We start from the raw sequence: 25,479 nt of genomic DNA on the forward strand, positions 1-25,479 counted from the left end.
GCTGCGACACCCCGCCTGCCTGATCCAGCCCCGTGACCGTCACCCCGCGCCAACCCTGGCTGCGCCTTCACGTTCTGGATGAGGAATTTCCATGCATCAAACCCCGACTACCCAAGCCCCGCGCCCGAAGATCGAGGTGCGCTCCATCGACTACGTGCCGCGCAGCGAGCGCCACGGCAAGGTCTGGCACCAAGGCCCGTTCTGGTTCACCGGCAACTTCGTGCTTACCACCCTGGTCACCGGCTTCACCGGGCCGGCCCTGGGGCTGGGGGCGTTGCCCTCGATGCTGGCGATTCTGATTGGCGTGGCCATCGGCACCTTCTTCATGGCCTTCCATGCCAACCAGGGGCCGCGCATGGGCCTGCCGCAGATGATCCAGTCGCGGGCGCAGTTCGGCTTTCGGGGCGCGGTGGTGCCCTTCATCGCGGTGGTGGGGGTGTACATCGGCTTCAACGTGTTCAACGTCATCCTCGCCACCGATGCCATCAACACCGTGCTGCCCGGCGCGCGTACGCCCTGGTACCTGCTGCTGGTGGGCCTGGCGGTGCTGCTGGCGATCGTCGGGCACGACCTGCTGCACCGGGTGCAGCGCTGGCTGACCTGGCTGATGATCGCGGTGTTCGGCGTGCTGACCCTGCTCGCCATCCGCGAGCTGCGGGCCGATGCCGCGCTGGCCGCCGGGCCGTTTTCCTGGAGCGCCTTCCTGGTCCAGCTGTCGGCGGCGGCGGGTTACCAGATCAGCTACTCGGTGTATGTCTCCGATTACTCGCGCTACCTTCCGGAGAACACGCCGCCCGGCAAGGTGATCTTCTGGACCTACCTGGGCGCCGGCGGCTCGGCGCTTTGGCTGATGTCCCTCGGGGCCTTCCTCGCCTCGGCGCTGCCGGCGCCGGACGCCATCGGCAGCATCCGTGAGGTGGGCAACCGCCTGTTCGACGGCTTCGGCACCTTCGTCGTGCTGATCGCCGTGCCCTCGCTGGTGGGCATCATGGCGGTGAACTGCTACGGCGCCATGCTCACCAGCGTCAGCGCCATCGATGCCTTCACCAAGGTGAAGCCGACGCTGCGCCTGCGGGTGACCGGCATCCTGGTGATCGCGGCGATCATCCTCGCCGTGGCGCGGCTGATCCCCGAGAGCTACCTGGGCAGCTTCAACACCTTCGTGCTGCTGATGCTGTATTTCCTGGTGCCCTGGACGGCGGTCAACCTGGTGGACTTCTACCTGGTGCGGCGCGGGCACTACGCCATCGGCGAGATCTTCAACCGCGATGGCCTCTATCGCGGCTGGTCGGCCGCCGGCCTCACCGCCTACGGGCTCGGCTTGCTGGCGATGGTGCCCTTCATGGCGCTGAGCTTCTGGACCGGCCCCTTCACGGCAGCCCTGGGTGGCGCGGATATCGCCTTCGCCGTGGGCCTGCCGGTGGCCGGCGTCAGCTACTGGCTGCTAAGCCGGCGCCTGGACCTCGCCGCCGAGCGCCAACTGGCCGAGGCGGATAAACAGCGCCTGGAGCAACTGGGAGAACAGCCATGAGCACGCAGAAGACAGTCACGGTGGCCTGCTGCCAGGTCGCCCCGCGTATCGGCGAGCTGGAGTACAACCGCGCCCTGGTAGAGCGTGTGGTGCGCCAGGCGGCGCAGCGCGGTGCCCGGGTGGTGGTGCTGCCGGAGCTGGTGCAGAGCGGCTACCTGTTCCGCGACCGCGCTGAAGCGCAGGCCCTGGCCGAGACGCCGGACGGCCCCAGCCTGCGCCTGTGGATAAGCCTGGCCGCCGAGCTGGATATCGTGCTGGTGGCGGGTTTCTGTGAGCAGCGCGACGACGGCACGCTGGCCAACAGCGCCGCCCTGGTGGATGCCGGCGGCTTGCGCGCCCTGTACCGCAAGGCGCACCTGTGGGATGGCGAGAAGGCGATCTTCAGCCCCGGCGATGCCGCACCGCCGGTGGTGGACACGGCCTTCGGGCGCATCGCGGTGATGATCTGCTACGACCTGGAATTCCCCGAGTGGGTGCGCCTGCCGGCCCTGGCCGGCGCCGAGCTGCTCTGTGCCCCGGTCAACTGGCCCCGTGGCCCGCGCCCGGCGGGCGAGCGCCCCACCGAAGTGGTGCGGGTACAGGCCAATGCGGCGGTGAACCGGATGACCATCGCCGCCTGTGACCGCCACGGCCACGAGCGGGGTGTGGATTGGGTCGAGGGTTCGGTGCTGGTGGACGCCGACGGTTATCCCCTGGCCGGGCCGGCGGGCGAGGGCGGCGAGCAGCTGCTGCTGGCGTCGCTGGACCTGGAGGCGGCGCGGGACAAACGCATCAGTGGGCATAACGATGTGCAGGGTGATCGGCGGCCGGAGCTTTATGCCGGGGTGTTGGCTGTGCAGGGGAAGACCCTGGGCTGAAGCCCAGGCTACAGGATGACCGGCGTAGCCCGGGCTTCAGCCCGGGAACGGCTGCTCAGCTGTAGAGCCAGCGCCCCAGTTCTTCCAGGTTGGCGACCACGATCTGCTGCGCCACCGGTTTGGCCTGCACCTTGTTCGGGTCGATCTGGTAGCGCTGCAGTACGTACTGCACCAGGGCGCCGCGGCTGTGGATAACCAGCTGGCCGCCCTGCATGCCGTAGTCCGCCTCGATGATCGCCTGCTGCGCCGGCTTGAGCCGCGCATCGGGGGTGAGGATCACCTCCACCGCCGTCATCCAGCCTTCGTCGCCGTCGCGGCCCTGCTCGGATTCGTCCATCAGGTCCGGCTCACCCCGGAAGCGGCTGAGCACGAAGTCGCGGTAGTCGCGGTTCTTCTCGCAATAGGCGCGCACGTGCCAGCGCATGCCGGTGAAGATCAGCGTGTGCGGGGCGATGACGCGGGTTTCCGATTCCGGGTGGGCCAGGGACACGTACTCGGTTTCCAGGCGCAGGCCTTCGCGGCAGGCCTGGAGGAGGGGGCGCAGCACCTCGGGGCGGATGCTGCGGTCCGGCACCTGCAGCACCTCGGTGTGGGCATAGGCCAGGGCCAGGCCCTCGATGTGCGGCGAGCGTTCGCGGTTCTGGTCCAGCAGGTGCAGGTAGGCGCTGGCGCTGCCGTCGATGAACAGCGGCTTGAAGCCCTTGCCGGGTTTGTAGCCCTTGAGGTGCTTGTCGTAGACGAGGTTCTTCGGCGCGTGCTCGTTGAGGTAGGCGTTGATGTCCTTGGAGGCCTGCTGACGGCTGATGCCGAAGCTCTGCATCAGGTGGTTGGTGGTCAGTCGGCCTTCCCACCAGGCCACGGTTTCGATGAGCCGGTAGCGCTGGGCGAGGTCCCAGCGGACGTGGTCGATGGAGCGCTTCATGGCGATGCACCTGGCAGGACGGAGCCTTGGGTATAGGCCAGGTTTGTGGATATGTCCATTAAGGCGACATGTCGCCTTGCGAAAGAATTGGTGATTTGTTGCTAGAGTATTTGAGCCCAGCTGATTGCCGAGTTCTGTTGGTGCTTCTGGTTTCGCCCCCCCGGGCGAGTCCCTTTTCCAATCGCTGGAACGCCAGCCCGGTGAAAAGGAACCAAAAAACTTGCCCCATCATCCGGCCCCGGCTTCGCCGTGGTTCCCTCACTCCATCGTTGCTCTGGGGGCCGGCGCGATGGGCCATCCATGGCCTGGCGCGCCTCTCGCGGCATCCATGCCGCTCGTCCCCCGGCGCAACGACTGCGTTCGGCCTCCTGGAGGGGCGTTGGCGGCTGCTCCAACTTTCTTCGCTCGAATTCTCACATTGATGTGCGCACCAACCCAGCGCGCACGTGGCGACGGCTTTCGTAGGATGGCGTAGAGCGAAGCGAAACCCATGCGGTGGAGGTGGCAGAAACCCATAAATGCTCGGCTTGAGCGTTTGCTTTAAAACCCAACAGCTAACGCGGGCAAAGCGATTCCCTTCGATCGCTTCCCCCTCAATACAGATGCTTGAGGTCGTGCCGCACCACCGCGTCCACCACCAGGGTGGTGGCCTTGCCAAGCAGGCCGGTGCCGTTCATGTGTTCGGCCAGCATTTTCGGGAAGGAGGGGATGTCGCTCGGTGCCAGGTGGGTTTCCGGGCGCCACAGGCCGGCTTCGACCAGCTCGGGTGCCTCGACGAAGGCGAAGCGCTCCACTTCCACCAGGGTGCCCAGCACCGGGGCCTTGCCGTTCACCGAGAGCGGGCCCAGCAGCTGCGGGTCGGCGCTCACCTGGGCGCGGCCGGTGACGCTGAGCACGGTCGCCGAGCCCGGCAGCAGGAAGGCCAGCTTCAGTTCGTCGCAGGCGAGGATGTTGCTCAGCGACACCGCCACCTTGTTTCCCGGCCGCTCGGGGATCAGCAGCCGTTGTCCATCGATGACGCCGATGAAGCCTTCCGGGTCGCCGCGTGGCGAAATCTCTGTGGCGCCCTCGGCGTTGCGCGTCAGCATCAGCAGGTAGGGCGAACGGGCGATGAAAGCCTGCGCGGCGTCGGAGAGCGCGCCTTCGCCCCGTTCGGCCGGCCACCCGTCGAGGTGTTCGCGCGGCGTCCAGAAATCCGCCCGCACCATGGCCCGCGAGCAGTGCAGGAACAGCGCGTCGGCCTGGAACTCCAGCACCACGCCTGCCTCCACACCCCGTGGATGGCAGCGGCCATTGGCGCGCAGGGCGAAACCGATGCCCGGCATGATGAAGAGCAGGCTGCAGGGCCTGGGCGTCTGGCCGTCGATCCTGGGCAGGTGCAGGCCGGATGGCCAGGCGAGGCGGATGCGGTTGCCTTCGGCGAGGATCACCGGCGTGGCGTGCAGGTCGAGGAAGGCGATGTCGCTGTCGGCGCCAGCCAGGCCGACGGTGCAGACGCTGGCGTTGCGGATGATGGTCAGGCAATGGGCGTCGATCACCGGTTGCAGGCGTTTCTTCATCAGCGCGGGTGGCTCGCTGATCAGCTGGCGCAGGGCGCTGAGGGATTGGATGCGGTGGTTGGGCATGGCGCGGCTCCTGATGGCGGATGCCCCGATGCTAGGGCCGCGCCGCCCGCAGCGGCATGGCGCGCGGTTTCAATCCACATGGCGTTCGGTTGCAATCGCCTCGCAGGGCTGTCTAGCTGCACATGGCAACCTGAAACGCCCGTGCCAGAGCTTGTGCAGCACTCGCCACTGTGACGGAAAGCAATATGTGTGACGGGCGTTGCGTTCAGACTGTGCGGCAGATCCGGACCCGGTGCCCGCCAGGGGCGGTGGGAGGCAGCGGCATGTCGCTGTCGCGCACCTGGCAACCAAGGGGCACTGTGAGAATCCGGGCAGCGCCGCGGTCGACCCGTGGCCACACCGCCAATCGACAATAAGGAATGCTCCATGGATGTTGCTGTACGACGTGCCCTCGGTTTCCTCCTGGCCTGCGCCAGCCTGCCCGCTTCGGCGGAGTTCGTCACGGTGATCACCTTCGGTGGCGCCAACAAGGACGTGCAGAAGGAAGCCTTCTTCAAGCCCTTCAAGGCGAGCACCGGCAATGCCGTGGTGCACGGCTCGTACAACGGCGACCTGGACAAGCTCAAGCACATGGTCGAACTCAGCCACGTGACCTGGGACGTGGTGGAGATGGAGGCGCCGGAACTGGCGCGCGGTTGCGAGGAGGGGCTGTTCGAGAAGCTCGATCCGGCCTTCCTCGGCAACCCCGGCGATTTCGTGCCCGGCACCATCCAGCCTTGCGGCATCGGCATTTTCGTCTGGTCCACGGTGCTCGCCTATGACTCGGCGAAGATCAAGAACGCCCCCAGCGGCTGGAGCGATTTCTGGGACCTGCGCAAGTACCCCGGCAAGCGCGGCCTGCGCCATGGCGCCAAGTACAACCTCGAGTTCGCCCTGATGGCCGACGGCGTCGCGGCGAAGGACGTCTACCAGGTGCTGGACACCCCGGCCGGCGTCGAGCGCGCCTTCCGCAAGCTCGACGAGATCAAGTCCAGCATCGTCTGGTGGAAGGCCGGCGCCGAACCGGTACGCGCCCTGCAGGAGGGCAAGGTGGCCATGAGCGCCGCCTACAACGGCCGCATCGCCACCGCGCAGAAGGAAACCCGCTCCCTGGCCATGGTCTGGACCGGCAGCATCTACGACTTCGACTACTGGGCCCTGCCCAAGGGCTCGTGGAAGGGCGACCTGGCCAAGACCTTCGTCGCTTTCGCCAGCCAGCCGGAACGCCAGAAGGCCTTCGCCGAAGGCATCTCCTACAGCCCGGTGAACAACAAGGCGATCGCCATGATCGACCCCGCCATCGCCGCCACCCTGCCCACCGCCCCGCAGAACATCAGCGGCGCCCTGCCGATGAGCGTGAAGTTCTGGGCCGCCCACGGCGAACTGGAGCAGCGCTTCGAGAACTGGGTGAAGAACTGATTCCCGCACGGAGCTGACCTGCGTGGATGACGCTTTTTCATCCACCAGCGGTGTCGCCTGTGAGCACGAAATGGTGGACGGGTGAGGCGTCGTCCACCCTACGGTCGGCGTGTACGAAGTTGGTCGGTGCGTAGGGTGGATGGCGCTCTTTCCATCCACCAGCGGTGTTGCATGTGGGTACGAACGGTGGACGGGGGGAGCGTCGTACACCCTACGGTTGCTCATGCTCCGGCGTGGGGGCTTCGGTGTCCTCACGCGGCGGTCTTGCCTTGAGCCAGAGGCCGAATTCCTTGACCACTTCCACCACCTTGCGCAGGCGCTGGCCGTCTTCGGTGAGCTGGTATTCCACCCGCACCGGCACTTCCGGGTAGACGGTGCGCAGCAACATGCCGGCCTCTTCCAGGGCGCGCAGATCGAGGGTGAGCATGCGCTGGGAGATGTGCGGGATGTCGCGGCGCAGGTCGTTGAAGCGCTTGGTGCCGTCGAGCAGGTAGGACACCAGCAGCAGGCGCCAGCGGCCGCCGAGCAGGTGCATGGCTTCCTCCACCGAGCAGCCGGATACGTTCTTCTTCATGGGGGTTCCAAGTATATATTTTGTACCTAAGCTACAGATTTCTCCCTTCTTCAAAAAGAGAACCGCTGCGTCGATACTCCCGCCGCGCCCCCATTCCGGGGGTGGCCCGTGCAAGGAGTCGCCATGAAGCTGTACTACGCCCCCCGTACCTGTTCGCTGTCGCCGCATATCGTGCTGCTGGAGCTGGGCCTGCCGTTCGAGGCGGTCCGTGTGGATAACCGCAGCAAGCTCACCGAGCACGGCGACGATTTCCTCGTCATCAACCCCAAGGGCTACGTCGCCGCGCTGGAGCTGGACAATGGCGAGGTGCTGACCGAAGGCACGGCCATCGTCCAGTACCTGGCCGACCTGCGGCCGGAGTCCGGGCTCGCGCCGGCCAACGGCACCCTGCAGCGGGTGCGCCTGCAGGAGTGGCTGAACTTCATCTCCGGGGAGATCCACGCCGGCATGAGCCCGCTGTTCAACGCGGCGATCCCGGAGGAGGTGAAGGCGATCTTCCGGGCGCGGCTGTTGAAGCGCTTCGACTACCTGGAAAGCGTGCTGGACCAGGCCGACTACCTGCTGGACGGGCGCTTCGGCGTGGCCGATGCCTACCTGTTCACCGTGCTCGGCTGGGTGGATTTCTTCGCCATCGAGCTGGCGCCCTGGCCGGCGCTGGCGGCGTTCCGGGCACGCATCGGGGCGCGGCCGCAGGTGCAGGCCGCGATGCGCGCCGAGGCGGCCTGAGGCGAGCCCCTGTGCGCTGGCGGCGATGCCTGCCAGGCGGTACTGTCCGCGCAGGAACAAGGAATGCCTGCCATGAGCCCTACCCGTGTCTCCGCCCTTGCGGTGCTCGACCTGCATGACCTGCTGCTGCAACTGGGCGCCGTCGAGGCGGCGCAGTTGCAGGCCGTGGGGCTGTCCCGTGATCGTCTGCTGGCGTCGTGCGACCCAGCGCTGCCGTTGCAGGAGCAGCGCCTGGACGAGCGCCAGTTGCTGGGGCTCTGGCAACTGGCGGCGGGCAACCCGGCGTTGCCGCATATCGGCGTGCTGATCGGCCAGGCGTTCAACCCGGAGAAGCGCGGCCTGCTAGCCAGCCTGTTGTTCCAGTGCGCGTCGGTGGGGGAGGCGCTGTCGACCTTCCTGCAGCATGGCGCGCTGATGAACCCCTCCGAACACTGGACCTCCCGCGACACCGATGGCTGCCTGTGCCTCGAACTGGCGTTCGCCGCCGGGCGGGGTTATCCACAGGCGGCGGTGGAGCGCAGCCTGGTGGCGCTGGTGCGTTGGGGGCGGGAACTGGCGGGGGAGGGCTTCGTGCCCGAGCGGGTCGAGTTCGCCGGCCCGTGCCCCGCCTATGCGGAATATTTTGCCGAGGCGTTCGGTGCCGAGGTGCAGTTCGGCTGCGCCGCCAACCGCCTGTACCTCGCCCATGGGCAGCTCGCCCGCCCCATCCACAGCGCCAACCCTTACCTCAAGACCCTGCTCGCGGAGCGGGCGCGGACAGCCCTGGAGCAGGTGAGGGCGGAGAGCGACCTGGCCGAGCGGGTGCGCCTGATGATCCGCGCCGATCTCGCCGGCGGGCCGGGCATCGAGTCCCTCTGCGAGGCCCTGCACCTCAGCCGGCCGACCCTTTACCGGCGTTTGCGCGAACAGGGCACCAGCTTCACCGAACTGCTGGAGCAGGAGCGCAGCCAGTTGGCCTTGCAACGGGTACGCCAGGGTGACCCGCTGCAGGCGATCAGCGAGGCGCTGGGGTTCAAGGATGTGAGCACCTTCCACCGCGCGTTCCGTCGCTGGTTCGGCCATTCGCCGGGGGCGGCACGGCAGGGCGGGTCGGCGCCCTAGCGAGGCGCTAATCCGCGGTGGCGAAACAGGGCTGGCGCATCGGACGACCGTTTTTTCTCCATCGGGTTCGAGCGCAGCGTGACGACCCGTCCGAAAGTTCAGTGCAGTTTGCATGGCTCACCCGGGGGTATCGTGCAAATTGCAACTGGCACATTGATGTCAAAGATGTATAGGTCATTGAATTTTATGATTTTTTTCATTCAGCTCAACTGGCACAGCGGGTGCAATGGTTTGAGCTCAAAGAAAAAAATAAGGGAGCAATGACAATGCAGATCGCCATCAAAGAATTCTTCGACGCATTCCCCGGCTTCGAGGTGTCCATCAAGCCCCGCCCCGACGGCATGCTGCTGCTTACCCTGGGCAAGCAGGGCGAGGCCGCCATGAGCAAGGCCATCCAGAGCGATGCGGTGTTCTGCAAGGAACGTGTGCGTGGCCTGATCCGTGACGTGATGCGCGAGATGAAGCTGGCCTCCGGCGAGGTCACCTGGAAAGGCGAGGGCAATATCTGGCTTACCCGCGAGCTGCCCACCTTCACCGGCGGGCCGATCCAGATGACCGCCGCCAAGACCCTGGTGGAGCGCCGCAAACTGGAGCGCCAGAGCAACCGCCGCGCACTGGTGAGCTGAGTTCCTCGGGCAACGTGCGCAGCAACCGTTAGGGAATTTTTCGCGATCCTTGCGCTCAATCCATCATGAAATCCACGGCGATAACCCGGGTCGTTCGTCACGATTGTGGCGCCGCTTTCTGTTAGTTTGTCGCCCTTGAATCAATGGAATGCGCGGCTCCAGAACGGCCGGCAACGGTCGCTGACCCCTTCGGTGAACCGGCGGGACAGCAGTGGGGCATCGAAGGAGATCGCGTTTTGACACCCAGCGACAGTGTCGCGGCACTGGCCACCGCAAGCGAGAACTGCGCGCGGGAAGCCATTCGCATACCCGGCAGCATCCAGCCACACGGCTTCATGCTGGTGTTCGACGAGGCCGATGGGCGCGTGGTGCAGGCCAGCGCCAACGTCGTCGATTGGCTCGGCCTGCCCGTCGAGGAACTGCTCGGCCGCCGTTTCGACGAACTCCTGCAGGACAGCGAGGTGCTGCACAAGCACTTGGCGCAGCTGGATGACGGCGAGCACAAGCCCTTCCACATCGGCGATGTGCTGTTCACCTGCGGTGCCCGCGCCGGGCAGCCGACCGCGATGATGGTGCACCGCCACGATCAGGTGCTGATCGCCGAATTCGAGCCTGCCACCGAGGGGGGCGCTGCCGAGGGCGGCATCTACCCCCTGTTGCGCGGTTTCATCGGTCGCCTGCAGGAGGCCGAGAGCATCGAGGCGCTCTGCCGCTTCGCAGTGGCAGAGCTCAAGCGCGTCACCGGCTTCGGTCGGGTCAAGGCCTACAGTTTCGACGCCGAAGGCAACGGCCTGGTGCTGGCCGAGGAGGCCGATTCCGGCTACCCGCGCTACCTGGGCCTGTGCTTTCCGGCTTCCGACATTCCCCAGCAGGCCCGCGCGCTCTACTGCGCCAACCGCATCCGCGTGATCGAGGACGCCAACTACCAGCCTTCGCCCCTGCAGCCGGTGGACAACCCGCTCACCGGGCAGCCGCTGGACCTGAGTTTCGCCGCCCTGCGCAGCGTTTCCCCGGTGCACCTGCAGTACATGCGCAACATGGGCACGATGGCCTCGATGTCCATTTCCATCGTCGTCCGTGGCCGGCTCTGGGGGCTTATCTCCTGCCATGACGAGCAGCCCCGCACGGTGGGCTTCCAGACCCGCATCGCCTGCGAACTGATGGGCAGCGTGTTGTCGCTGCAGATCGAAAGCCGCGAAGCCCACGGCCAGACCCAGCGCCTGCTCGGCCTGCGCCAGCACATCGTGCACATGCTCTCGTCCATGGCCGACCGCGACAGCGTCGCCGCCGGCCTGCTGGCCTTGCCGGACACCTTCCTGGGGTTCGCTCGCGCCAGTGGCGCCGCGATCATCTCCGCCGCCCGTTGCGACCTGGTGGGGCAGACCCCGCCCGAGGCCCAGGTCAACGCCCTGGTGCATTGGCTGGCGCGGCGCGACGGCGAGGTTTTCCACACCGACAACATCGGCCGTGACATCACCGAGCTGCCCGAGCTGGCCCGCCACATTGGCGGCGTGCTGGCGGTGGCCATCTCGCAGATCCACTCCCATTACCTGCTGTGGTTCCGCCCGGAGCAAGTGCGCACCGTCGAGTGGGCCGGCAGGCCGGAGAAGAGCATCGGCCCAGGTGGCGCGCTCAACCCGCGCAGCAGCTTCGAGAGCTGGCAGGAGACGGTGAAGGGCTACTGCACACCCTGGGACCCGCTGGAGGTGGAAGGGGTTGCCGAATTGCGCACGGCGGTGCTCGGCATCGTGTTGCGCAAGGCCGAGGAGCTGGCCCAGCTGGCCGGCGAGCTGAAACGATCCAACAAGGAGCTGGAAGCCTTCTCCTACAGCGTTTCCCATGACCTGCGCGCGCCCCTGCGGCACATCGCCGGCTACGCCGAGCTGCTGGGTGAGTTCGAGGGCGAGCGCCTGTCCGAGCGGGGCCTGCGCTTCCTCGACCATATCGGCGAGTCGGCGCGTTTCGCCGGCACACTGGTGGACAACCTGCTGAGTTTCTCGCAGATGGGCCGTGCCGCCCTGCGCCTCTCCGATGTCGACCTGCAGGCGCAGGTGGAGGCCATCCGCACCGAGATGGCGCCGGACTTCGAAGGGCGTCGCGTCGAGTGGCGCATCGAGGGGCTGCCGGTGGTCATCGCCGATGCCGCCTTCCTCCATCTGGCGATGCGCAACCTGCTGTCCAACGCCATCAAGTACAGCCGCGATCGCAGCCCATCGATCATCGAGGTCAGCGCCCGTGTCGAAGGCAACGAGGTGGTGGTGGCGGTGAGCGACAACGGCGTGGGGTTCGACATGGAGTACGCCGGCAAGCTGTTCGGCGTGTTCCAGCGCCTGCACCGCATGGAAGAGTTCGAAGGCACCGGCATCGGCCTGGCCAGCGTGCGCCGCATCATCGAACGCCATGATGGCCGGGTCTGGGCCGAAGGCCGGTTGGACGAAGGCGCGACCTTCTATTTCGCACTGCCCCTGCGTGGGCAGGAAACACCGCAACAGCAACCATGAGGATCGACGATGCTCAAACCCATCCTTCTGATTGAAGACAACCCGCACGACCTCGAACTGACACTCGTGGCCCTGGAGCGCAGCCAGCTCGCCAACGATGTGATCGTCCTGCGTGATGGCGCCGAGGCGCTCGACTACCTGTTCCGCCGCAATGCCTACGCCGGGCGCGACGACGGCAATCCGGCGGTGATGCTGCTGGACCTCAAGCTGCCCAAGATCGACGGCCTCGAGGTGCTCAAGACCGTGCGCGAAAGCGCCGAGCTGCGCAGCATCCCCGTGGTCATGCTCACCTCCTCGCGGGAGGAGCCCGACCTGGAGCGCGCCTACGCGCTGGGGGTGAACGCCTACGTGGTGAAACCGGTCGAATTCAAGGAATTCGTCGCGGCCATCTCCGACCTGGGCATCTTCTGGGCCGTGCTGAACGAGCCGCCGCCCGGCTCGCTGCGCCTCCAGCGCCGCCCGGTCACCTGAACCGCGACACCCGCCACACCTCGGCCCCGCGCCGGGAAACAGGAAGCCACGACGACCGTCCATGCCGCCGAAGCCTTTGAACCTGCTGTTAGTCGAAGACAGCTCCCGTGATGCCGAGCTGGCCCTGCTGACGCTCGAACGTAGCGGCCTGTCGGTGGAGTCCACCCTGGTCTATCACCACCGGGCCGTGGAAGAAGCCTTGCTGCGCGGGCAGTACGACCTGATCCTCTGCGACTTCATCCTGCCCGGCTCCTCCGGGGCCCAGGCCCTGGAAGTGGCGCGACGCCTCGCACCCAAGACCCCGTTCATCTTCCTCTCCGGCGTGTTCGGCGAGGAGCACGCGGTGGAGATGATGCGCCAGGGCGCCATCGACTACGTGCTCAAGCAGAACCTCAGCCTGCTGCCCAAGGCGGTGACCCGCGCGCTCTCCGAGGTGCATGAGCGTCGTCGCCGGCGGATGGCCGAAGAAGCGCTGATGGAAGTGGAGGTGCGCGCACGCCTGGCCATCGACTCGGCGCGCATGGGCATGTGGGACTACCAGCCCGAGGGCGACCGGGTCATCTGGGATGAGCGCTGCAAGGCGCTCTACGAGCTGCCCCAGGACGCCGAGATAAACCTGCGCACCTTCCTCGACCGCTGCCACCCGAAGGACCGGCCCTACCTCGAACGCAAGATGAACGAGGCGCTGTCCCAGGACAGCGGCAACGAATACCAGGTCGAGTACCGCCTGCAACTGCCCGGCGGCCGCGAGCGGTGGGTGCAGACCAGTGGCCGGGCCTTTTTCGAAGACGGCCGCTGCGTGCGCTTCATCGGCGTGTTGCAGGACATCAGCGAGCAGAAGTACGCCACCGAGGCCCTGCAGCGCCTCAACGAGATGCTGGGCGAGCGCGTGGAGCGCCGCACCCGCGAGCGCGACCGCACCTGGGAACTCTCCCGCGAGCTGCTGGCGGTGCTGCGTTTCGACATGACGCCCATCGCCCTCAACCCTGCCTGGGAAGAGACCCTCGGCCTCACCCGCCAGCAGCTGACCCGTGTGCAGCTCTGGCAACTGATCCACCCGGACGACATCGACGCCACCTTGCAAGAGGCCGAGAACATCGCCAACGGCAACGTCTCCACCCGCTTCGTCAACCGCATGCGCCACAAGAACGGCGAGTACCGCTGGCTGTCCTGGACGGTGGTCCCCGACGAGGGGCTGATGTATGCCGCCGTGCGCGACATCAGCTACGAGCGTGCGGTGATGGACGAACTGGCTACCACCAACCAGCAACTGCGCGAAGAGATCCACGAGCGCCAGCGCGCCGAAGCGGCCCTGCATCAGATGCAGCGCCTGGAGGCGGTGGGCCAGCTCACGGCGGGCGTGGCGCACGATTTCAACAACCTGCTGACGGTGATCCTCGCCAGCACCACCTTCATCGAGCGCGACCTGGCCCGGGGCACCTTCGAGCGCACCCAGGGCCGCCTGCAGAACATCAAGGAAGCCGGCGAGCGTGGTGCCAAGCTCACCGGCCAGTTGCTCGCCTTCGCCCGGCGCCAGCGCCTGGAGCCGGTGGCGGTCAACCTCAACGACACGGTGCAGGGGCTGCTGGACATGCTCCAGCGCACCCTGGGCGGCGCTATCTGGATCGAGACCGACACCGCTCCCGGCCTGTGGGGCGCACTGGTGGACCCGACCCAGACGGAGATGATCATCCTCAACCTGGCCATCAACGCCCGCGATGCCATGCCCACCGGCGGCTCCCTGCGCCTGAGCACCTCCAACCAGGTAATCAGCCAGCCCGCGCAGCGCCCCGAAGACCCGGAGCCCGGCCCCTACGTGGTGCTGGCGATCACCGACTCGGGCAGCGGCATGAGCGACGAGGTGCTGGCCAAGGCCTTCGAACCCTTCTTCACCACCAAGGAGGTGGGCAAGGGCTCCGGCCTGGGGCTGGCCCAGGTGTTCGGTTTCGCCAAGCAGTCCGGCGGTGGCGTCAGCATCGAGACACAGGAAGGGCGGGGCACCACGGTGAAGGTTTTCCTGCCCTGCATCCAGGCCGATGCCGGCGAAGAGCAACCGGAATTGCACCTGCCCGCCGACCCCCCGCTGGGTGGGCCGAAGCGCACCATCCTGCTGGTGGACGACGACGACAACGTGCGTGAGGTGACTGCGGCGCTGCTGCACGCCCTGGGCTACCGGGTGCGCGAGGCCGAGAGTGCGGCACGGGGCCTGGAAGAGCTCGATGACGGCGTCGATCTGTTGCTCACCGATTTCGCCATGCCCGCCATGAACGGCGCGGAGTTCGCACGCGCGGCGCGGCAACGCTACCCGCAGTTGCCGGTGCTGTTCATCACTGGCTATGCCGAGCTCGATGAGCTGGATGTGGGCGACAGCGTGATCGTGCAGAAGCCCTTCCGCGATGAAGAACTGGCCACCAAGCTCAGCGCCGCACTGAAAGGGGCGGCGGCATGAGCCTGCGCCAGTTCCTGCGCGAATCGGGGGAGCACTGGCACGCGCGGGTCGACCAGGCCTACTCGACCTATTCGCTGGAAAGCCGCGCCGGCTACGGTGCCTTCCTCCAGGCCCATGCCCGCGCGCTGCTGGCGCTGGAACCGGCCCTGGAAACCGCCGGCATCGAACGGCTGCTGGACGACTGGCCGCAACGCCGCCGCCGCGAAGCCCTGTGCCGCGACCTGCAAACCCTGCAACTGCCCATCCCCGATGCGCTCGCCACGGCACTCCCCACCGATACCGGCTCCCTCTGGGGCCTCGCCTATGTGCTGGAAGGCTCGCGCCTCGGCTCCCGCCTGCTCGCCGGCCGCGTACGCCAGGCCAACTGGCCCGGCGCCGACAGCGCCCTCGGCTACCTCGGCCACGGCGAAGGCCAGCCGCTCTGGCCCGGCTTCCTGCGCCGCCTCGAAGAACAGGACGGCACTCTCGACCCCGCCGCCCTGCGTGCAGGCGTCGAGCTCGGCTTCCGCACCTTTCTCGCCGCCACTGAGCACGCCGCCACAGTGGCTCACGCGTAGCCGCCCATTGCGACACCGCCGGTGGAGGTAAACAGCGACCTCCACCCTACACACGAGCCAACCCCGTAGCCTGGGCTTCAGCCCGGGAAGCAGGCTGGTCGCAATCAGCCCCGGCTGCTCATCTGCTTCTTGTACTGCCGTGTGCGGCCCAGGGTCTTCCACTGTTCGTTCAGCAGCGCTTTCAGCGGCGAGGCGCTGGGGTCCGGCTGGTTGCCGGTGGCCAGGCGGCGCATCTGGAATTTCACCAGGGCCATGTAGGCCAGCGCGGCCAGGGCCTTGCGCTTCCAGCGGATCGGCGGCAGCTCGGCGCTGGCCTTCGCTTCGCCGTTGCGCCAGCGGCGGGGCAGGGCGGGGTCCACGGCCAGGGCGGTGGCGATGCCGGCCATGGCCACGCCGCCGGCGAGTACCTGCTCCACCACGGGCAGGCGGCGGATGCCACCGGTGACCATCACCGGCATGCGTGCGATGGCGGCGATCTCCTGGGCGAATTCCAGGAAGTAGGCTTCGCGGGCCAGGGTGCGGCCGTCACGGGCGTCGCCCTGCATGGCCGGCGCTTCGTAGCTGCCGCCGGAAAGCTCCACCAGGTCCACGTCCAGTTCGTTGAGCCAGAGCACCACCTGGCGCGCGTCGCTGGTTTCGAAGCCGCCGCGCTGGAAGTCGGCCGAGTTCAGTTTCACCGCCACGCAGAAGCCGGGCGAGACCTGGGCGCGCACCGCCTTTACCGCTTCCAGCAGGAAGCGTGCACGGTTCTCCAGCGAGCCGCCCCAGCGGTCGTCGCGACGGTTGCTCAGGGGCGAGAGGAACTGGCTCAGCAGGTAGCCGTGGGCAGCGTGCACCTGCACCCCGGTGAAGCCGGCCTGCTCGGCCAGGGCGGCGGTGCGGGCGAAGCGCTGGATCAGCGCGGTGATCTCGGCCTCGTCCAGGGGCTTGGGCACCGGGAACATCTTCGACAGGCCGCCCAGGTCCAGGGCCACGGCGGACGGCGCCACGGTGGGCTGGCCGAGGTTGGCCTGCATCTGCCGGCCGGGGTGGTTGATCTGCATCCAGAACTGCGCGCCCTGGGCACGGCCGATGCGCGCCCATTCGCGGAAGCGCTCCAGCTTCTGGCCTTCCTCCAACACCACGCCGCCGGGGCCGGTCATGGCGCGGGCGTCCACCATCACGTTGCCGGTCAGCAGCAGGCCGGCGCCGCCCTCCGCCCAGGCGCGGTAGAGACGCAGCAGCTCGTCGGATGGGGTCTGGTCCGGGTGGGCGAGGTTTTCCTCCATCGCCGCCTTGGCGATGCGGTTGGGGATGACGGCGCCATTGGGCAGTTGCAGGGGCTGGAAGGGCGACATGGGGCTCTCCGGGTGGGGGCCGATCGTCAGCTCGGGTTTGAGCGGCGCGCGGCGGGGGCTGTGTCATCGCAAAGGCTAAGGTTAAAGTCAACTTCAAGGTCAATAGGGGAGCCCCCGGAAAATGAAAATCGGCGAACTCGCCAAGCGCAGCGGCCTCGCCGCCTCGCGCATCCGCTTCTACGAGGCCAGCGGGCTGATCCGCGCCCAGCGCCTGGGCAATGGCTACCGCGACTACCCGGAAGAGACCCTGCACGTGCTGGAAATCATCGGCTGCGGCCAACAGGCGGGCTTCAGCCTGGAGGAGATGCGCAGCCTGATGCCCGGCGCCGACCTGCGCATCGGTGACCATGAGCGCCTGCTGGCCGGCCTGCGGGCAAAGGTCGCGGAGATAGAGATCGTCCAGCAGCGCCTGGCGCAGAGCCGCGAACGCCTCTTGCAGACCATCGCCAGCATCGAGGGCAAGCCCGAAGGCATGGACTGCGCGGAAAATGCCAAGCGCGTGATGGATCAATGGCGGGAGCGCAACGGGAAGGGGACGAAGGAAGCGGCGTCGTGATGAATGACGGAAGCTGGGACCGAGAGGTTTAGGGCATGATTCTGACTAGCAACTTTCCTCAGGGCCTGCGAACCGAAGCGATGCTCCAGCACGTGGGGATTCCGCGCCTGTGCAAGGTGGCAGCGGACTTTACCATTGCGTTTGCGGTAACCGTCCCTCCCTCGCAAGGGCGCGTTTCCGGGTGGGGTCGCCGCGAGTTGGAATTGAGGGTGGTTGCAGGCAGCGGGTCTTCAATAACGCTCTCACGGACATCGACCTGAATTTTTAATAGGACTTGGAGTAGAAATGAGCCTACGGCTGATGACACTTAACCTGGAAATTTTTGGTGCGGAAGTTTTTTATTTCTGGAACTACAAGCCCGAGGTGAAAGGCGTTGGCGGTGGCTTGGGTTGGCTGTACCCGGAAGGGTCGTTGCGTAACCTGAGTTATTAGGCGCTTCTGGAGCTCGGCTCCGGATCACATGAAGTGATGGTCGATGAGAAAGTTCGGAGCTTGGAAAGTAATGATCCTCAGCTTTCAGAGCTGGAGAATGATTTAAGGCTGGTCAGGTTTGCTTTGTTCTTTGAGCGAAATGATTGCTATGTAATGGGCTCTCCGCTTTTCGATATCGTCATGGCTTTCTATGCGGAAACAGCTGAGACAATCCTGCCGATGCTGGAAGAACACCACCTTTCAGCTCTGGCCGAATATGCACAAGAGATACCTGCACAGATCACACAGGAAGAAGCAGAAAAGTTTCAGTTTTTCTGCAGCGCTGGGACCTATACGAAAGTTCCTTTGAAGAATCTGATCTCGATAAGAAAGTATTTTGGGGTGGCTTGATGTTGTCGCAGCAGACTCTGTCACTTCTATCCGAGCTGCAGGCGAAGTCGAGCGCTGCTTATCCAGAGGGTGGATTGCTGTACACCTATGTGGAGGCGGCAAACCAAGCTCATTCTCGGTACCCGTCGGGTAGCTCTGCTTCTTCGGGGCTTTCGCCAGGCGAACTCAAAGACCTTGGGCGTTTCCTTCGATTGTCTCAAGGGGACTATCACCGCGAGTCGATGATGCCGCAGCTTTTTGAGGCAGCAGAAGGCCTCATAAATTGCCTGCAGACTGACCTCAATTTCGACGAAGTGTCGTATCTTGTGCGAGATGAGGGGGATGACATGACGATCAAGTTGAGCATGGCCCGCCGCTTGGACAATCGCTATTTCGAACTGGAGCTGTGGTGGTCGGTGGATTGATGATCCTGTATTTGTTAATAGAAGCCAGCACCCCTCAAGCCCACATACTTAACTGCTGACTTCCGCCGTTCCTATCCTTCACCGCTGAATCACGATGAAGCTCTCTCAATACATAAAAGCTTTGCTGACAGCCATCACCTTTACCGCCCTCTGCGCCTGCGTCCCCCTCTACAAGACCCTCCAGCCCTATGCCGAGGCACAGGTGCACAACGAGCAGGGCCAGCCGCTGGAGTCGGCGGAGGTGGTGTTGATCAGCAGCGCCTATCCATACGGCCGCGAGCAGTTCAGGGCGGTGGCGATGACCGATCCGTCGGGCGTCGCGACCTTCTACAAGGTGAAGGATTTTCGCCTCGAATTCTTCGTGATCCACGGGGCCCAGGAGTTCTTCTGGAACTGGTGCGTGAAGAGCCGGGGCTACGCGACCCAGACCACCACCTTCAGCAATGGTGATGATTTCGAGGCCTATCCGACGTTCGTGCTCAAGCCGGGGGATTCCACGGCTTGTCCTGAGCCCAGGAAATAGGACCGCTTCACGCCGTTGTGCCCAAGGAGATGCATGTGAACGAGCCGCTTTACACACCGGAACAGGTGGCGAAAAGAAATGCCGCGACGGATAAGCATGTCCGGCGCTGGTTGGCGGAGCTGCCCAGTACGGAAAAACTCGAATTCCTCAAACAGCTTTGGCCGCTGAATTTCCGCTTTACGCTCCTGCTCGTTCAGGGGGCGAGGCTGTCCAGGCAGGAAAGCGAAAGCCTTCTCGTGCACTGGTTACGCCACGGTAACCACAACGGTGCCCAGGAGCTCATCAAGCGGCTCGAGCCGGTGCTGGGAGAGAAGCGGTTCTGGCGTGTCGTCGCGCAGGAAGAACTCAGCCCGGCCATGCATGACTTCATCAACTACCACAGCCATGGCCGGCTGGATGCTGAGCGCTCCTAAGCGCGGCTGATCGCCGCCTGATACAAACCTTCCGCGATCTTCTCTATCTCATCCCCCTGGTGCAGCTTGCCGAGCCATCTGGCCGGGATGCCGGGCTTGCCGTAATAGGCGCCGGCGACCTGGCCGACGATGGCGGCGGTGGTGTCGGCGTCGTCGCCCAGGTTGGCGGCTTCGAGCACGGCGGCTTCGAAGGAGTCGGTGGCCCAGAAGCACCAGAGCGCGGCTTCGAGGGAGGCGACGCAGTAGCCCGTGCCGCGTATCTGCGCGCGGGGCTTGCCGATGAAGCTGCCGCCGGCCAGTTCGCGGATGGCGGGTTGCAGGTAGAGGGCGGGGGAGGCGTCGAGCAACTGGTCGCGGGATTTGCCGGCCAGGGCGTTGGCGATGACCTGGGCCAGCAGCTTGCAGGCCTCGACCGCTTCGGCGGCGCCGTGGGTGGTGCGCGAACTCTGTTGGGCGAAGCGGGTGACGTCTTCCGGGTGGGGGAAGTAGTACATGATCACCGGGGCGAGGCGCATCAGCGAGCCGTTGCCGGCGGTATCCGGTTCGCTGGAGCCGGCGAAGGGCTCGCCGGTCTGCTGGTAGAGGGTCAGCGCCTCACGGACGGTGGTGCCGATGTCGAAGCACTGCCCGGTGGCGCTCCAGTAGCCCCATTGCCACCAGTTGAGGTAGCGCGTCATCTGGTCGGCGGCGTCGAAGCCGTGCTTCTCCAGCAGGCTTTCGGCGAGGCACAGGGCCATCGAGGTGTCGTCGGTCCATTGGCCCGGCGCGAGGGCGAAGGGCCCGCCGCCGTTCATGTCGGCGATGGGCTCGAAGGTACCGGGCGGGAAGAATTCGAGGGTGGTGCCGACGGCGTCACCGCTGGCCAGGCCGAGCAGGCATCCCTTGTAGCGATCCAGTAGTTCCATGTGCGTATCCCCAGGGTGGACCTGATGGGTACTCCAGGGCCGGGCCTGGGGCAAGTGTCTGCGCGATGAGCGGGCAGGATCGGTGCGTGCAGCCCCGATCCCGCCGTTCCATCAACTGCGCGCCAACGGCGGGGTGCGCGGCGGCACCCGGCGCTTGCTGCCGGTGGCCTCGTAGGCCGAGGCGAGGCGCAGCAGCGTGGAGTCGTCGTAGGCGCGGCCGGCGAAGGTGAGGCCGACGGGCATGCCGATATCGGCCATCACGCCCATGGGCACGGTGACCGTGGGCACGCCCAGGTGGCGGATGGCGAGGTTGCCGTTGGCGACCCAGATGCCATTGCTCCAGGCGATGTCGGCGGACTCGGGGTTGACGTCGGCGTCGGCCGGGCCCACGTCGGCGACGGTGGGGAAGAGCACGGCGTCGAGGCCCAGGCGGTCCATCCATTCTTCGAGGTCGATGCGGCGGGTCTGCTCCAGGCCGCGCAGGCCGTCGGGCAGGGTGGGGATCTGGTCCCAGGGCGTGATGCCGCGCTCGGCCATCCGCACGTATTCGTCCATGCCCGCCGCCAGGTCGCCCTCGCGGTTGGGCAGGGTGCCCGGGTCGTGGGGGAAGATCTTCGGCCCGTCGACGTCCACCAGGCGGTTGAGCCTGGGGTCGCCGTTGGCGCGGAGGAAGTCGTCGAAGGCCCAGGCGGAAAGGTCCCAGAGCTCGTGGTGGAGGAATTCCTTGGACACCAGCCCGCGGTTGAACACGGTGGGGGCGCCGGGGCGGTCGCCCTCGCAGTTGGACACCAGCGGGAAATCGACCTCGACCACTTCGGCGCCGGCGGCTTCGAGGGCCTTGCGGGCCTCCTGCCACAGGTCGATCACCGAGGCGCGGGTGTTGATCCGCTGGCCGGTGGGGCCGCCGATGCCGGGGGCTTCGCTGGTGCCGGCCTGCGGGTCGGCGTTGATGAACATGCGCGGCACGCCGAGGCGCTTGCCGGCCAGGGCCTCGGCCTTCACTGCCAGCTCCAGGTAGGAGGCGGGGCGCACGCTGGAGGCGGCCGGAATCGGTACCCAGGGCTGCAGGCGCCACAGGTCGCCACGGGTGTCCGGGTCATCGGCGACCACCACGTCGAGCACTTCGAGCAGGTCCGCCATGATGCGGGCGTAGGGCACGACGACGTCCATGGTCGGCGTGAGCGGCCAGTTGCCGCGCACCGAGATCACCCCGCGCGAGGGCGTGTAGGCGCACAGGCCGTTGTTGGAAGCGGGGCCACGGCCGCTGGACCAGGTTTCCTCGGCCAGGCCGAAGGCCGAGAAGCTGGCCGCGGTGGCGGTGCCGGCACCGTTGGAGGAGCCGGAGGCAAAGGGCGCGGTGAGGTAGGCGGCGTTGTAGGGGCTTTCGGCACGGCCGTAGACGCCACGCTGCATGCCGCCGTTGGCCATGGGCGGCATGTTGGTCTTGCCCAGGCAAATGGCGCCGGCGGCGCGCAGCCGCTCGATGGTGAAGGCGTCGCGCTGGGCCACCAGTTCGGCGAAGGCCGGGCTGCCGGAGGCGGCGGTGAGGCCCTTGACCAGGTAGCTGTCCTTGGCGGTGTAGGGGATGCCGTCGAGCGGGCCGAGGGTTTCGCCCCGGGCGCGGCGGGCATCGGCGGCGCGGGCTTCTTCGAGGGCCTCGGGGTTGCGCACGACCACGGCGTTGAGGGCGGTGGCGGTGTCCTTGCCGTCATAGGCGTCGATGCGGGCTAGGTAGGCCTCGACCAGTTCGACGGCGGTGGTGCGGCCGGATTCGAGCGCGGCGCGCAGCTCGGCGATGGAGGCTTCGGTGACTTCGATCATGGGTTCACCGCCTGGCGTTGCTGGGGCTGGCCGGCGACATGGCGCGGCACCCGGACGTGGGGGGAGGTGATGCTGGCAAAACCGGTGTTCATGACGGTCCTCGTTTCTTGTGCGTGTGCGGTGGGGCGGACGCGCGGCCAGGCCGCTGGCGTTCCCAGGGGGCCTATTTAGCCACCAAGTGCCGGGCAGAGGAATCGCCCGTGCGCCCGCTCGTCCGCGGCGGTACGGGCGTCCCACTCTTGCCCGATTCTCGTGCCCATTCCGCTGTGCGCCCGGGTGAAGGGCCGCCGGCGAGGGGGCGATGGGCTGCCGTGACGCTCCGTTTGTCCGATCCTCCACGCGGATGGCGGCTTTTGGCCATATCGACGAGCAAAACGGGTTGCGTCATCGCTATGCTGTGGGGAATCCGTCGCGACCGCTCCATTCCGGCCAGAGCAAGCAGGCTGGTCGCCCGGTTATTTCAGGTTCGAGGTGCATTCCCGGTCAGTGCTTGGAGGCCTGGGCGGGGGCGGTTGGTTCATGCTTCGGAATCGTTCAATCAGCCTAATTCCGTCCAGGGCGGGGATATGCGCAGACTGTGTTCGATCTGGGCTTTGGTTGCCTGGTGCATCTCCGTGCCGGCCCTGGCGGCTGACGGCGATGTGCTGCATGTACTGGCCTGGCCCGGCTACGCCGACGCCGATGTGGTGAAGGCGTTCGAGCAGCAGCACCAGGTCAAGGTGGTGGTGACCCTGGTGGATTCCGACGAGTCCCTCTGGGACAAGCTGCACGCCCAGGACGGCGAGCTGTTCGACGTGCTCGCCGCCAACACCGCCGAGATCCAGCGCTACTACCACAACGGCATGCTGCAGCCGCTGGATGTCTCGCGCCTGCCCAACACCCGCTTCCAGTTGCCGCGCTTCCAGGATCGCGAGTCGATCGAGGGGCTGACGCGGGACGGCCAGGTGTATGCCATTCCCTTCACCTACGCGGCCATGGGGCTCATCTACGACCGCCAGCAGGTGCCGGTGCCGCCGCGCTCCATGGCCGAGATGTGGAACCCGGCCTATCAAGGCAAGGTGCTGGCCTTCAACAGCGCGCAACACAACTTCTCCTTCACCGCGCTGACCCTGGGACTGCCCGATCCCTTCCACCTGCGCGACGCCGAGATGCGCCAGGTGACCCGGCAGCTGGTGGCCCTGCGGCGCAACCTGCTGGCCTACTACAGCCTGCCGGAGGAGGCGACCGACCTGTTCCTGCGGCACAAGGCGGCGCTGCTGTTCGCCAATTACGGCATGCAGCAGGTGACGCAACTGCGCCAGGCCGGCGCCGATGTGGGTTATGTCATTCCCGATGAAGGGGCCATCGCCTGGCTGGACTGCTGGGCCATGACGCGCACCGCGTCCAACCCCGAGCTGGCGCTGGCGTGGATCGACTACATGCTCGAACCCCGCGTCGGCAAGCTGCTGAGCGAGCGCCAGGGCCTGGCCAATACCCTGGAGGCCCCGCTGGAGCCGGCGGGGGATGCGCGGCTCATCTGGCTGCAACCGGTGGAGGACGTCGGCCGGCGCGAGACGCTGTGGAGCCGCATCGTCTCCGGTGACCGGGAGGAGAGGTTCTAGCCATGCGCATGGGCCTGACCGTCAAGCTGTCGATCCTGCTCGCCTGCATCGGCATTCTCTCGTCGGGGATCACCGGCTACTTCTCCTATTCGGCCAACCAGGCGCTGCTGGTGAAGGAGGCCGAAGGCAACCTGCTCACCTCCACCGAGCTGCTGAGCCAGCGCCTGTCGTCGTTGCTGAGCGACATCGACGCCGACGCCCTGACCCTGGCCGAGATGCCTTCCAGCGCGCAGGTCTCCAGCCTCGGTTCGCTGCCGGGCGCCAAGCCGCACCTGGCCGGTGTCTTCGCCACGGTGATGCGCCTGCACCCGCAGTACTCCCAGGTGCGCCTGATCAGCCGCCAGCACCACGGCATCGAGGTGATCCGCTTCGATCGCGACGGCCCGCGCATGGTCGAGGTGGACGGCCTGCTGCTGCAGGAGAAAGGCCATTTCCCCTACGTGTTCGAAACGCTGCAGCTCAAGCCGGGGCAGGTGTACCTCGCGCCCATCACGGTCAACCACGAGCGCGGCGCCCACTCGGCCGACGGCACCCCGACCCTGCGCGTGGCTACGCCCGTGGCGGGAAAGGACGGGGTGGTGCAGGGGGTGGTGGTCATCAACGTCGACCTCAAACGCTTCCTCGAACAGCTGGAGACGGACCTGCCGCAGGGGCACCAGTTGTACCTGGCCAACCAGTGGGGCGACTTCCTGGTGCACCCGGAGCCGGCGATGGCCTTCGGCTTCGACAAGGGGCGGCGCATCCTCATCCAGGACAGCTTCGCCGACACCCAGCGCCTGCTCAGCCGCCAGGAGCCGAGCATCCTGATCAACGGCCTGGACGCACCGACCCGGGCCGAGGGCAAGATCATGGCCTTCGTGCGCAAGCCCTTCGGCCTCAAGGGGGATGACCAGTTCGTCGTGCTCGGCCTCTCGCGACCGTTGGAAGACGTGCTCGGCAGTGGCCGCTCCCTGGGGCGCAGCATCATCCAGATGGTGCTGGTGTTCAGCGTGCTGGCGGTGGTGCTGGCGGTGCTCTTCTCCCGCGCCCTGACCCGGCCGCTGCAGATGCTCAGCCTCGCCGCGCGCAGCTTCCAGACCGAGCACATGCACGACGTCGCGCTGCCCATCGCCCGCAAGGACGAGATCGGCGTGCTGGCCCGTGGCTTCGACCTGATGCGCCGCGAACTCAAGTCGCACATGGAAATGATGAGCCGCAACCAGCAGGAACTGCGCCACCTGGCCGACCACGACTCGCTGACCGACTTGCCCAACCGGCGGCAGTTCTTCCGCCAGATGCAGCGCTCCATCAGCGGCGTGGCCGACAGCGGCGAGCAACTGGCGGTGCTGTTCCTCGACCTCGACGACTTCAAGAAGATCAACGACGACATGGGCCACTCGGTGGGCGACGAAGTGCTCATCGTCGTCGCCCGGCGCCTGCGTGGCGCCGTACGCAGCGGCGACCTGGTGGCCCGGCTCGGCGGCGACGAATTCGTGGTGCTGATCCAGGGCGAGGAAATCGCCGCCGCTGCCAACGCCATCGTGCACAAGATCCTCACCGCCCTGGCCGATCCCATCACAGTGAAGGGCCACCCCCTCGACATTGGCGCCAGCATAGGCCTGAGCATCTACCCCCAGGACGGCACCACCGCCGAGGCGCTGATGCTGCATGCGGACAACGCGATGTACCGGACCAAGCTGGAAGGGCGGAAGGTCAGGGCGGGGGCGGCGCCGGAGTGAAATGCGGGCTGCGCCCGGTGATCACCGTAGGTTGGTGCTGA

Annotated in this window: 24 protein-coding genes; 18 read left to right on the forward strand and 6 right to left on the reverse strand. The window is 66.6% G+C overall.

The window, feature by feature from the left end:
* Positions 1-91 precede the first annotated feature (91 nt).
* Together PI990_RS07500 and PI990_RS07505 are read left to right on the forward strand one after the other, a co-directional pair.
* Positions 92-1,531 (forward strand): purine-cytosine permease family protein, encoded by a 1,440-nt coding sequence (locus tag PI990_RS07500; protein WP_184491945.1) that lies wholly within the window; start codon positions 92-94, stop codon positions 1,529-1,531.
* Positions 1,528-2,388 (forward strand): nitrilase family protein, encoded by an 861-nt coding sequence (locus PI990_RS07505; RefSeq protein WP_271660247.1) that lies wholly within the window; start codon positions 1,528-1,530, stop codon positions 2,386-2,388. The genes PI990_RS07500 and PI990_RS07505 overlap by 4 nt, the downstream gene beginning before the upstream one ends.
* Positions 2,389-2,443: 55 nt before the next feature.
* Here PI990_RS07505 and PI990_RS07510 read toward each other — a convergent pair whose 3' ends face one another.
* Together PI990_RS07510 and PI990_RS07515 are read right to left on the reverse strand one after the other, a co-directional pair.
* Positions 2,444-3,316, reverse strand: a complete 873-nt coding sequence (locus tag PI990_RS07510; RefSeq protein WP_184491974.1) for a helix-turn-helix transcriptional regulator — start codon at positions 3,314-3,316, stop codon at positions 2,444-2,446.
* A 587-nt stretch (positions 3,317-3,903) separates the two neighbouring features.
* Positions 3,904-4,935 (reverse strand): pyridoxamine 5'-phosphate oxidase family protein, encoded by a 1,032-nt coding sequence (locus PI990_RS07515; RefSeq protein ID WP_265167836.1) that lies wholly within the window; start codon positions 4,933-4,935, stop codon positions 3,904-3,906.
* A 366-nt stretch (positions 4,936-5,301) separates the two neighbouring features.
* Between PI990_RS07515 and PI990_RS07520 the strand changes: the two genes are divergently transcribed.
* Entirely contained in the window at positions 5,302-6,333 is a 1,032-nt protein-coding gene (locus PI990_RS07520; RefSeq protein WP_021218759.1) for an ABC transporter substrate-binding protein, read from the forward strand.
* Between the two features lie 211 nt (positions 6,334-6,544).
* On the opposite strand, the gene PI990_RS07525 is transcribed toward PI990_RS07520, so the two are convergent.
* Complete coding sequence (locus tag PI990_RS07525) at positions 6,545-6,907, reverse strand: winged helix-turn-helix transcriptional regulator (protein WP_271660248.1); 363 nt, start codon at positions 6,905-6,907, stop codon at positions 6,545-6,547.
* Positions 6,908-7,030: 123 nt separating this feature from the next.
* Between PI990_RS07525 and gstA the strand changes: the two genes are divergently transcribed.
* The 7 genes from gstA to PI990_RS07560 all read left to right on the forward strand — a co-directional run bounded on the left by gstA (position 7,031) and on the right by PI990_RS07560 (position 15,338).
* Positions 7,031-7,633 carry a glutathione transferase GstA gene (gstA, locus tag PI990_RS07530; protein ID WP_271660249.1) on the forward strand — a complete coding sequence of 201 codons (603 nt, stop codon included), beginning with the start codon at positions 7,031-7,033 and terminating at the stop codon, positions 7,631-7,633.
* A 72-nt stretch (positions 7,634-7,705) separates the two neighbouring features.
* Positions 7,706-8,734, forward strand: coding sequence for an AraC family transcriptional regulator (locus tag PI990_RS07535; protein ID WP_271660250.1), 1,029 nt, complete (start codon positions 7,706-7,708; stop codon positions 8,732-8,734).
* Positions 8,735-9,000: 266 nt separating this feature from the next.
* Positions 9,001-9,360: a DUF3509 domain-containing protein gene (locus PI990_RS07540; RefSeq protein ID WP_021218755.1), complete on the forward strand. Its 360-nt coding sequence runs from the start codon at positions 9,001-9,003 to the stop codon at positions 9,358-9,360.
* A gap of 236 nt (positions 9,361-9,596) precedes the next feature.
* Positions 9,597-11,861 (forward strand): ATP-binding protein, encoded by a 2,265-nt coding sequence (locus PI990_RS07545; RefSeq protein ID WP_271660251.1) that lies wholly within the window; start codon positions 9,597-9,599, stop codon positions 11,859-11,861.
* Positions 11,862-11,870: 9 nt separating this feature from the next.
* A complete protein-coding gene (locus PI990_RS07550; protein ID WP_021218753.1) occupies positions 11,871-12,332 on the forward strand; it encodes a response regulator in 462 nt (153 codons plus the stop codon).
* A 61-nt stretch (positions 12,333-12,393) separates the two neighbouring features.
* On the forward strand, positions 12,394-14,781 hold the full coding sequence (locus PI990_RS07555) for a response regulator (protein WP_271660252.1): 2,388 nt from the start codon (positions 12,394-12,396) through the stop codon (positions 14,779-14,781).
* Positions 14,778-15,338 carry a biliverdin-producing heme oxygenase gene (locus PI990_RS07560; RefSeq protein ID WP_271660253.1) on the forward strand — a complete coding sequence of 187 codons (561 nt, stop codon included), beginning with the start codon at positions 14,778-14,780 and terminating at the stop codon, positions 15,336-15,338. Before PI990_RS07555 ends, PI990_RS07560 begins: the two co-directional genes overlap by 4 nt.
* A gap of 104 nt (positions 15,339-15,442) precedes the next feature.
* Here PI990_RS07560 and PI990_RS07565 read toward each other — a convergent pair whose 3' ends face one another.
* A complete protein-coding gene (locus PI990_RS07565; protein ID WP_271660254.1) occupies positions 15,443-16,675 on the reverse strand; it encodes an NADH:flavin oxidoreductase/NADH oxidase family protein in 1,233 nt (410 codons plus the stop codon).
* A 121-nt stretch (positions 16,676-16,796) separates the two neighbouring features.
* Between PI990_RS07565 and PI990_RS07570 the strand changes: the two genes are divergently transcribed.
* From PI990_RS07570 to PI990_RS07595, 6 genes are all read left to right on the forward strand, one after another.
* Positions 16,797-17,231 (forward strand): MerR family transcriptional regulator, encoded by a 435-nt coding sequence (locus PI990_RS07570; RefSeq protein WP_271660255.1) that lies wholly within the window; start codon positions 16,797-16,799, stop codon positions 17,229-17,231.
* 285 nt (positions 17,232-17,516) lie between these two features.
* Entirely contained in the window at positions 17,517-17,663 is a 147-nt protein-coding gene (locus PI990_RS07575; RefSeq protein WP_271660256.1) for a hypothetical protein, read from the forward strand.
* Between the two features lie 33 nt (positions 17,664-17,696).
* On the forward strand, positions 17,697-18,053 hold the full coding sequence (locus tag PI990_RS07580; RefSeq protein WP_271660257.1) for a hypothetical protein: 357 nt from the start codon (positions 17,697-17,699) through the stop codon (positions 18,051-18,053).
* Positions 18,053-18,457, forward strand: a complete 405-nt coding sequence (locus PI990_RS07585) for a hypothetical protein (protein ID WP_271660258.1) — start codon at positions 18,053-18,055, stop codon at positions 18,455-18,457. Before PI990_RS07580 ends, PI990_RS07585 begins: the two co-directional genes overlap by 1 nt.
* A 94-nt stretch (positions 18,458-18,551) precedes the next feature.
* A complete protein-coding gene (locus tag PI990_RS07590; RefSeq protein ID WP_271660259.1) occupies positions 18,552-18,980 on the forward strand; it encodes a hypothetical protein in 429 nt (142 codons plus the stop codon).
* Positions 18,981-19,015: 35 nt separating this feature from the next.
* The gene (locus PI990_RS07595) at positions 19,016-19,393 is read left to right on the forward strand and encodes a hypothetical protein (protein WP_169708378.1); all 378 of its coding nucleotides are present in this window, start codon (positions 19,016-19,018) and stop codon (positions 19,391-19,393) included.
* On the opposite strand, the gene PI990_RS07600 is transcribed toward PI990_RS07595, so the two are convergent.
* Complete coding sequence (locus PI990_RS07600; protein WP_271660260.1) at positions 19,390-20,298, reverse strand: ADP-ribosylglycohydrolase family protein; 909 nt, start codon at positions 20,296-20,298, stop codon at positions 19,390-19,392. The genes PI990_RS07595 and PI990_RS07600 overlap by 4 nt on opposite strands.
* Before the next feature lie 111 nt (positions 20,299-20,409).
* A complete protein-coding gene (locus PI990_RS07605; RefSeq protein WP_271660261.1) occupies positions 20,410-22,119 on the reverse strand; it encodes an amidase in 1,710 nt (569 codons plus the stop codon).
* A gap of 566 nt (positions 22,120-22,685) precedes the next feature.
* Between PI990_RS07605 and PI990_RS07610 the strand changes: the two genes are divergently transcribed.
* Positions 22,686-23,720 carry an ABC transporter substrate-binding protein gene (locus tag PI990_RS07610; protein ID WP_271660262.1) on the forward strand — a complete coding sequence of 345 codons (1,035 nt, stop codon included), beginning with the start codon at positions 22,686-22,688 and terminating at the stop codon, positions 23,718-23,720.
* A gap of 2 nt (positions 23,721-23,722) precedes the next feature.
* Complete coding sequence (locus tag PI990_RS07615) at positions 23,723-25,438, forward strand: diguanylate cyclase domain-containing protein (RefSeq protein WP_271660263.1); 1,716 nt, start codon at positions 23,723-23,725, stop codon at positions 25,436-25,438.
* Positions 25,439-25,479 lie beyond the last annotated feature (41 nt).

The organism is Pseudomonas sp. TUM22785, from assembly GCF_028198105.1.
Taxonomy (GTDB): domain Bacteria; phylum Pseudomonadota; class Gammaproteobacteria; order Pseudomonadales; family Pseudomonadaceae; genus Metapseudomonas; species Metapseudomonas solani.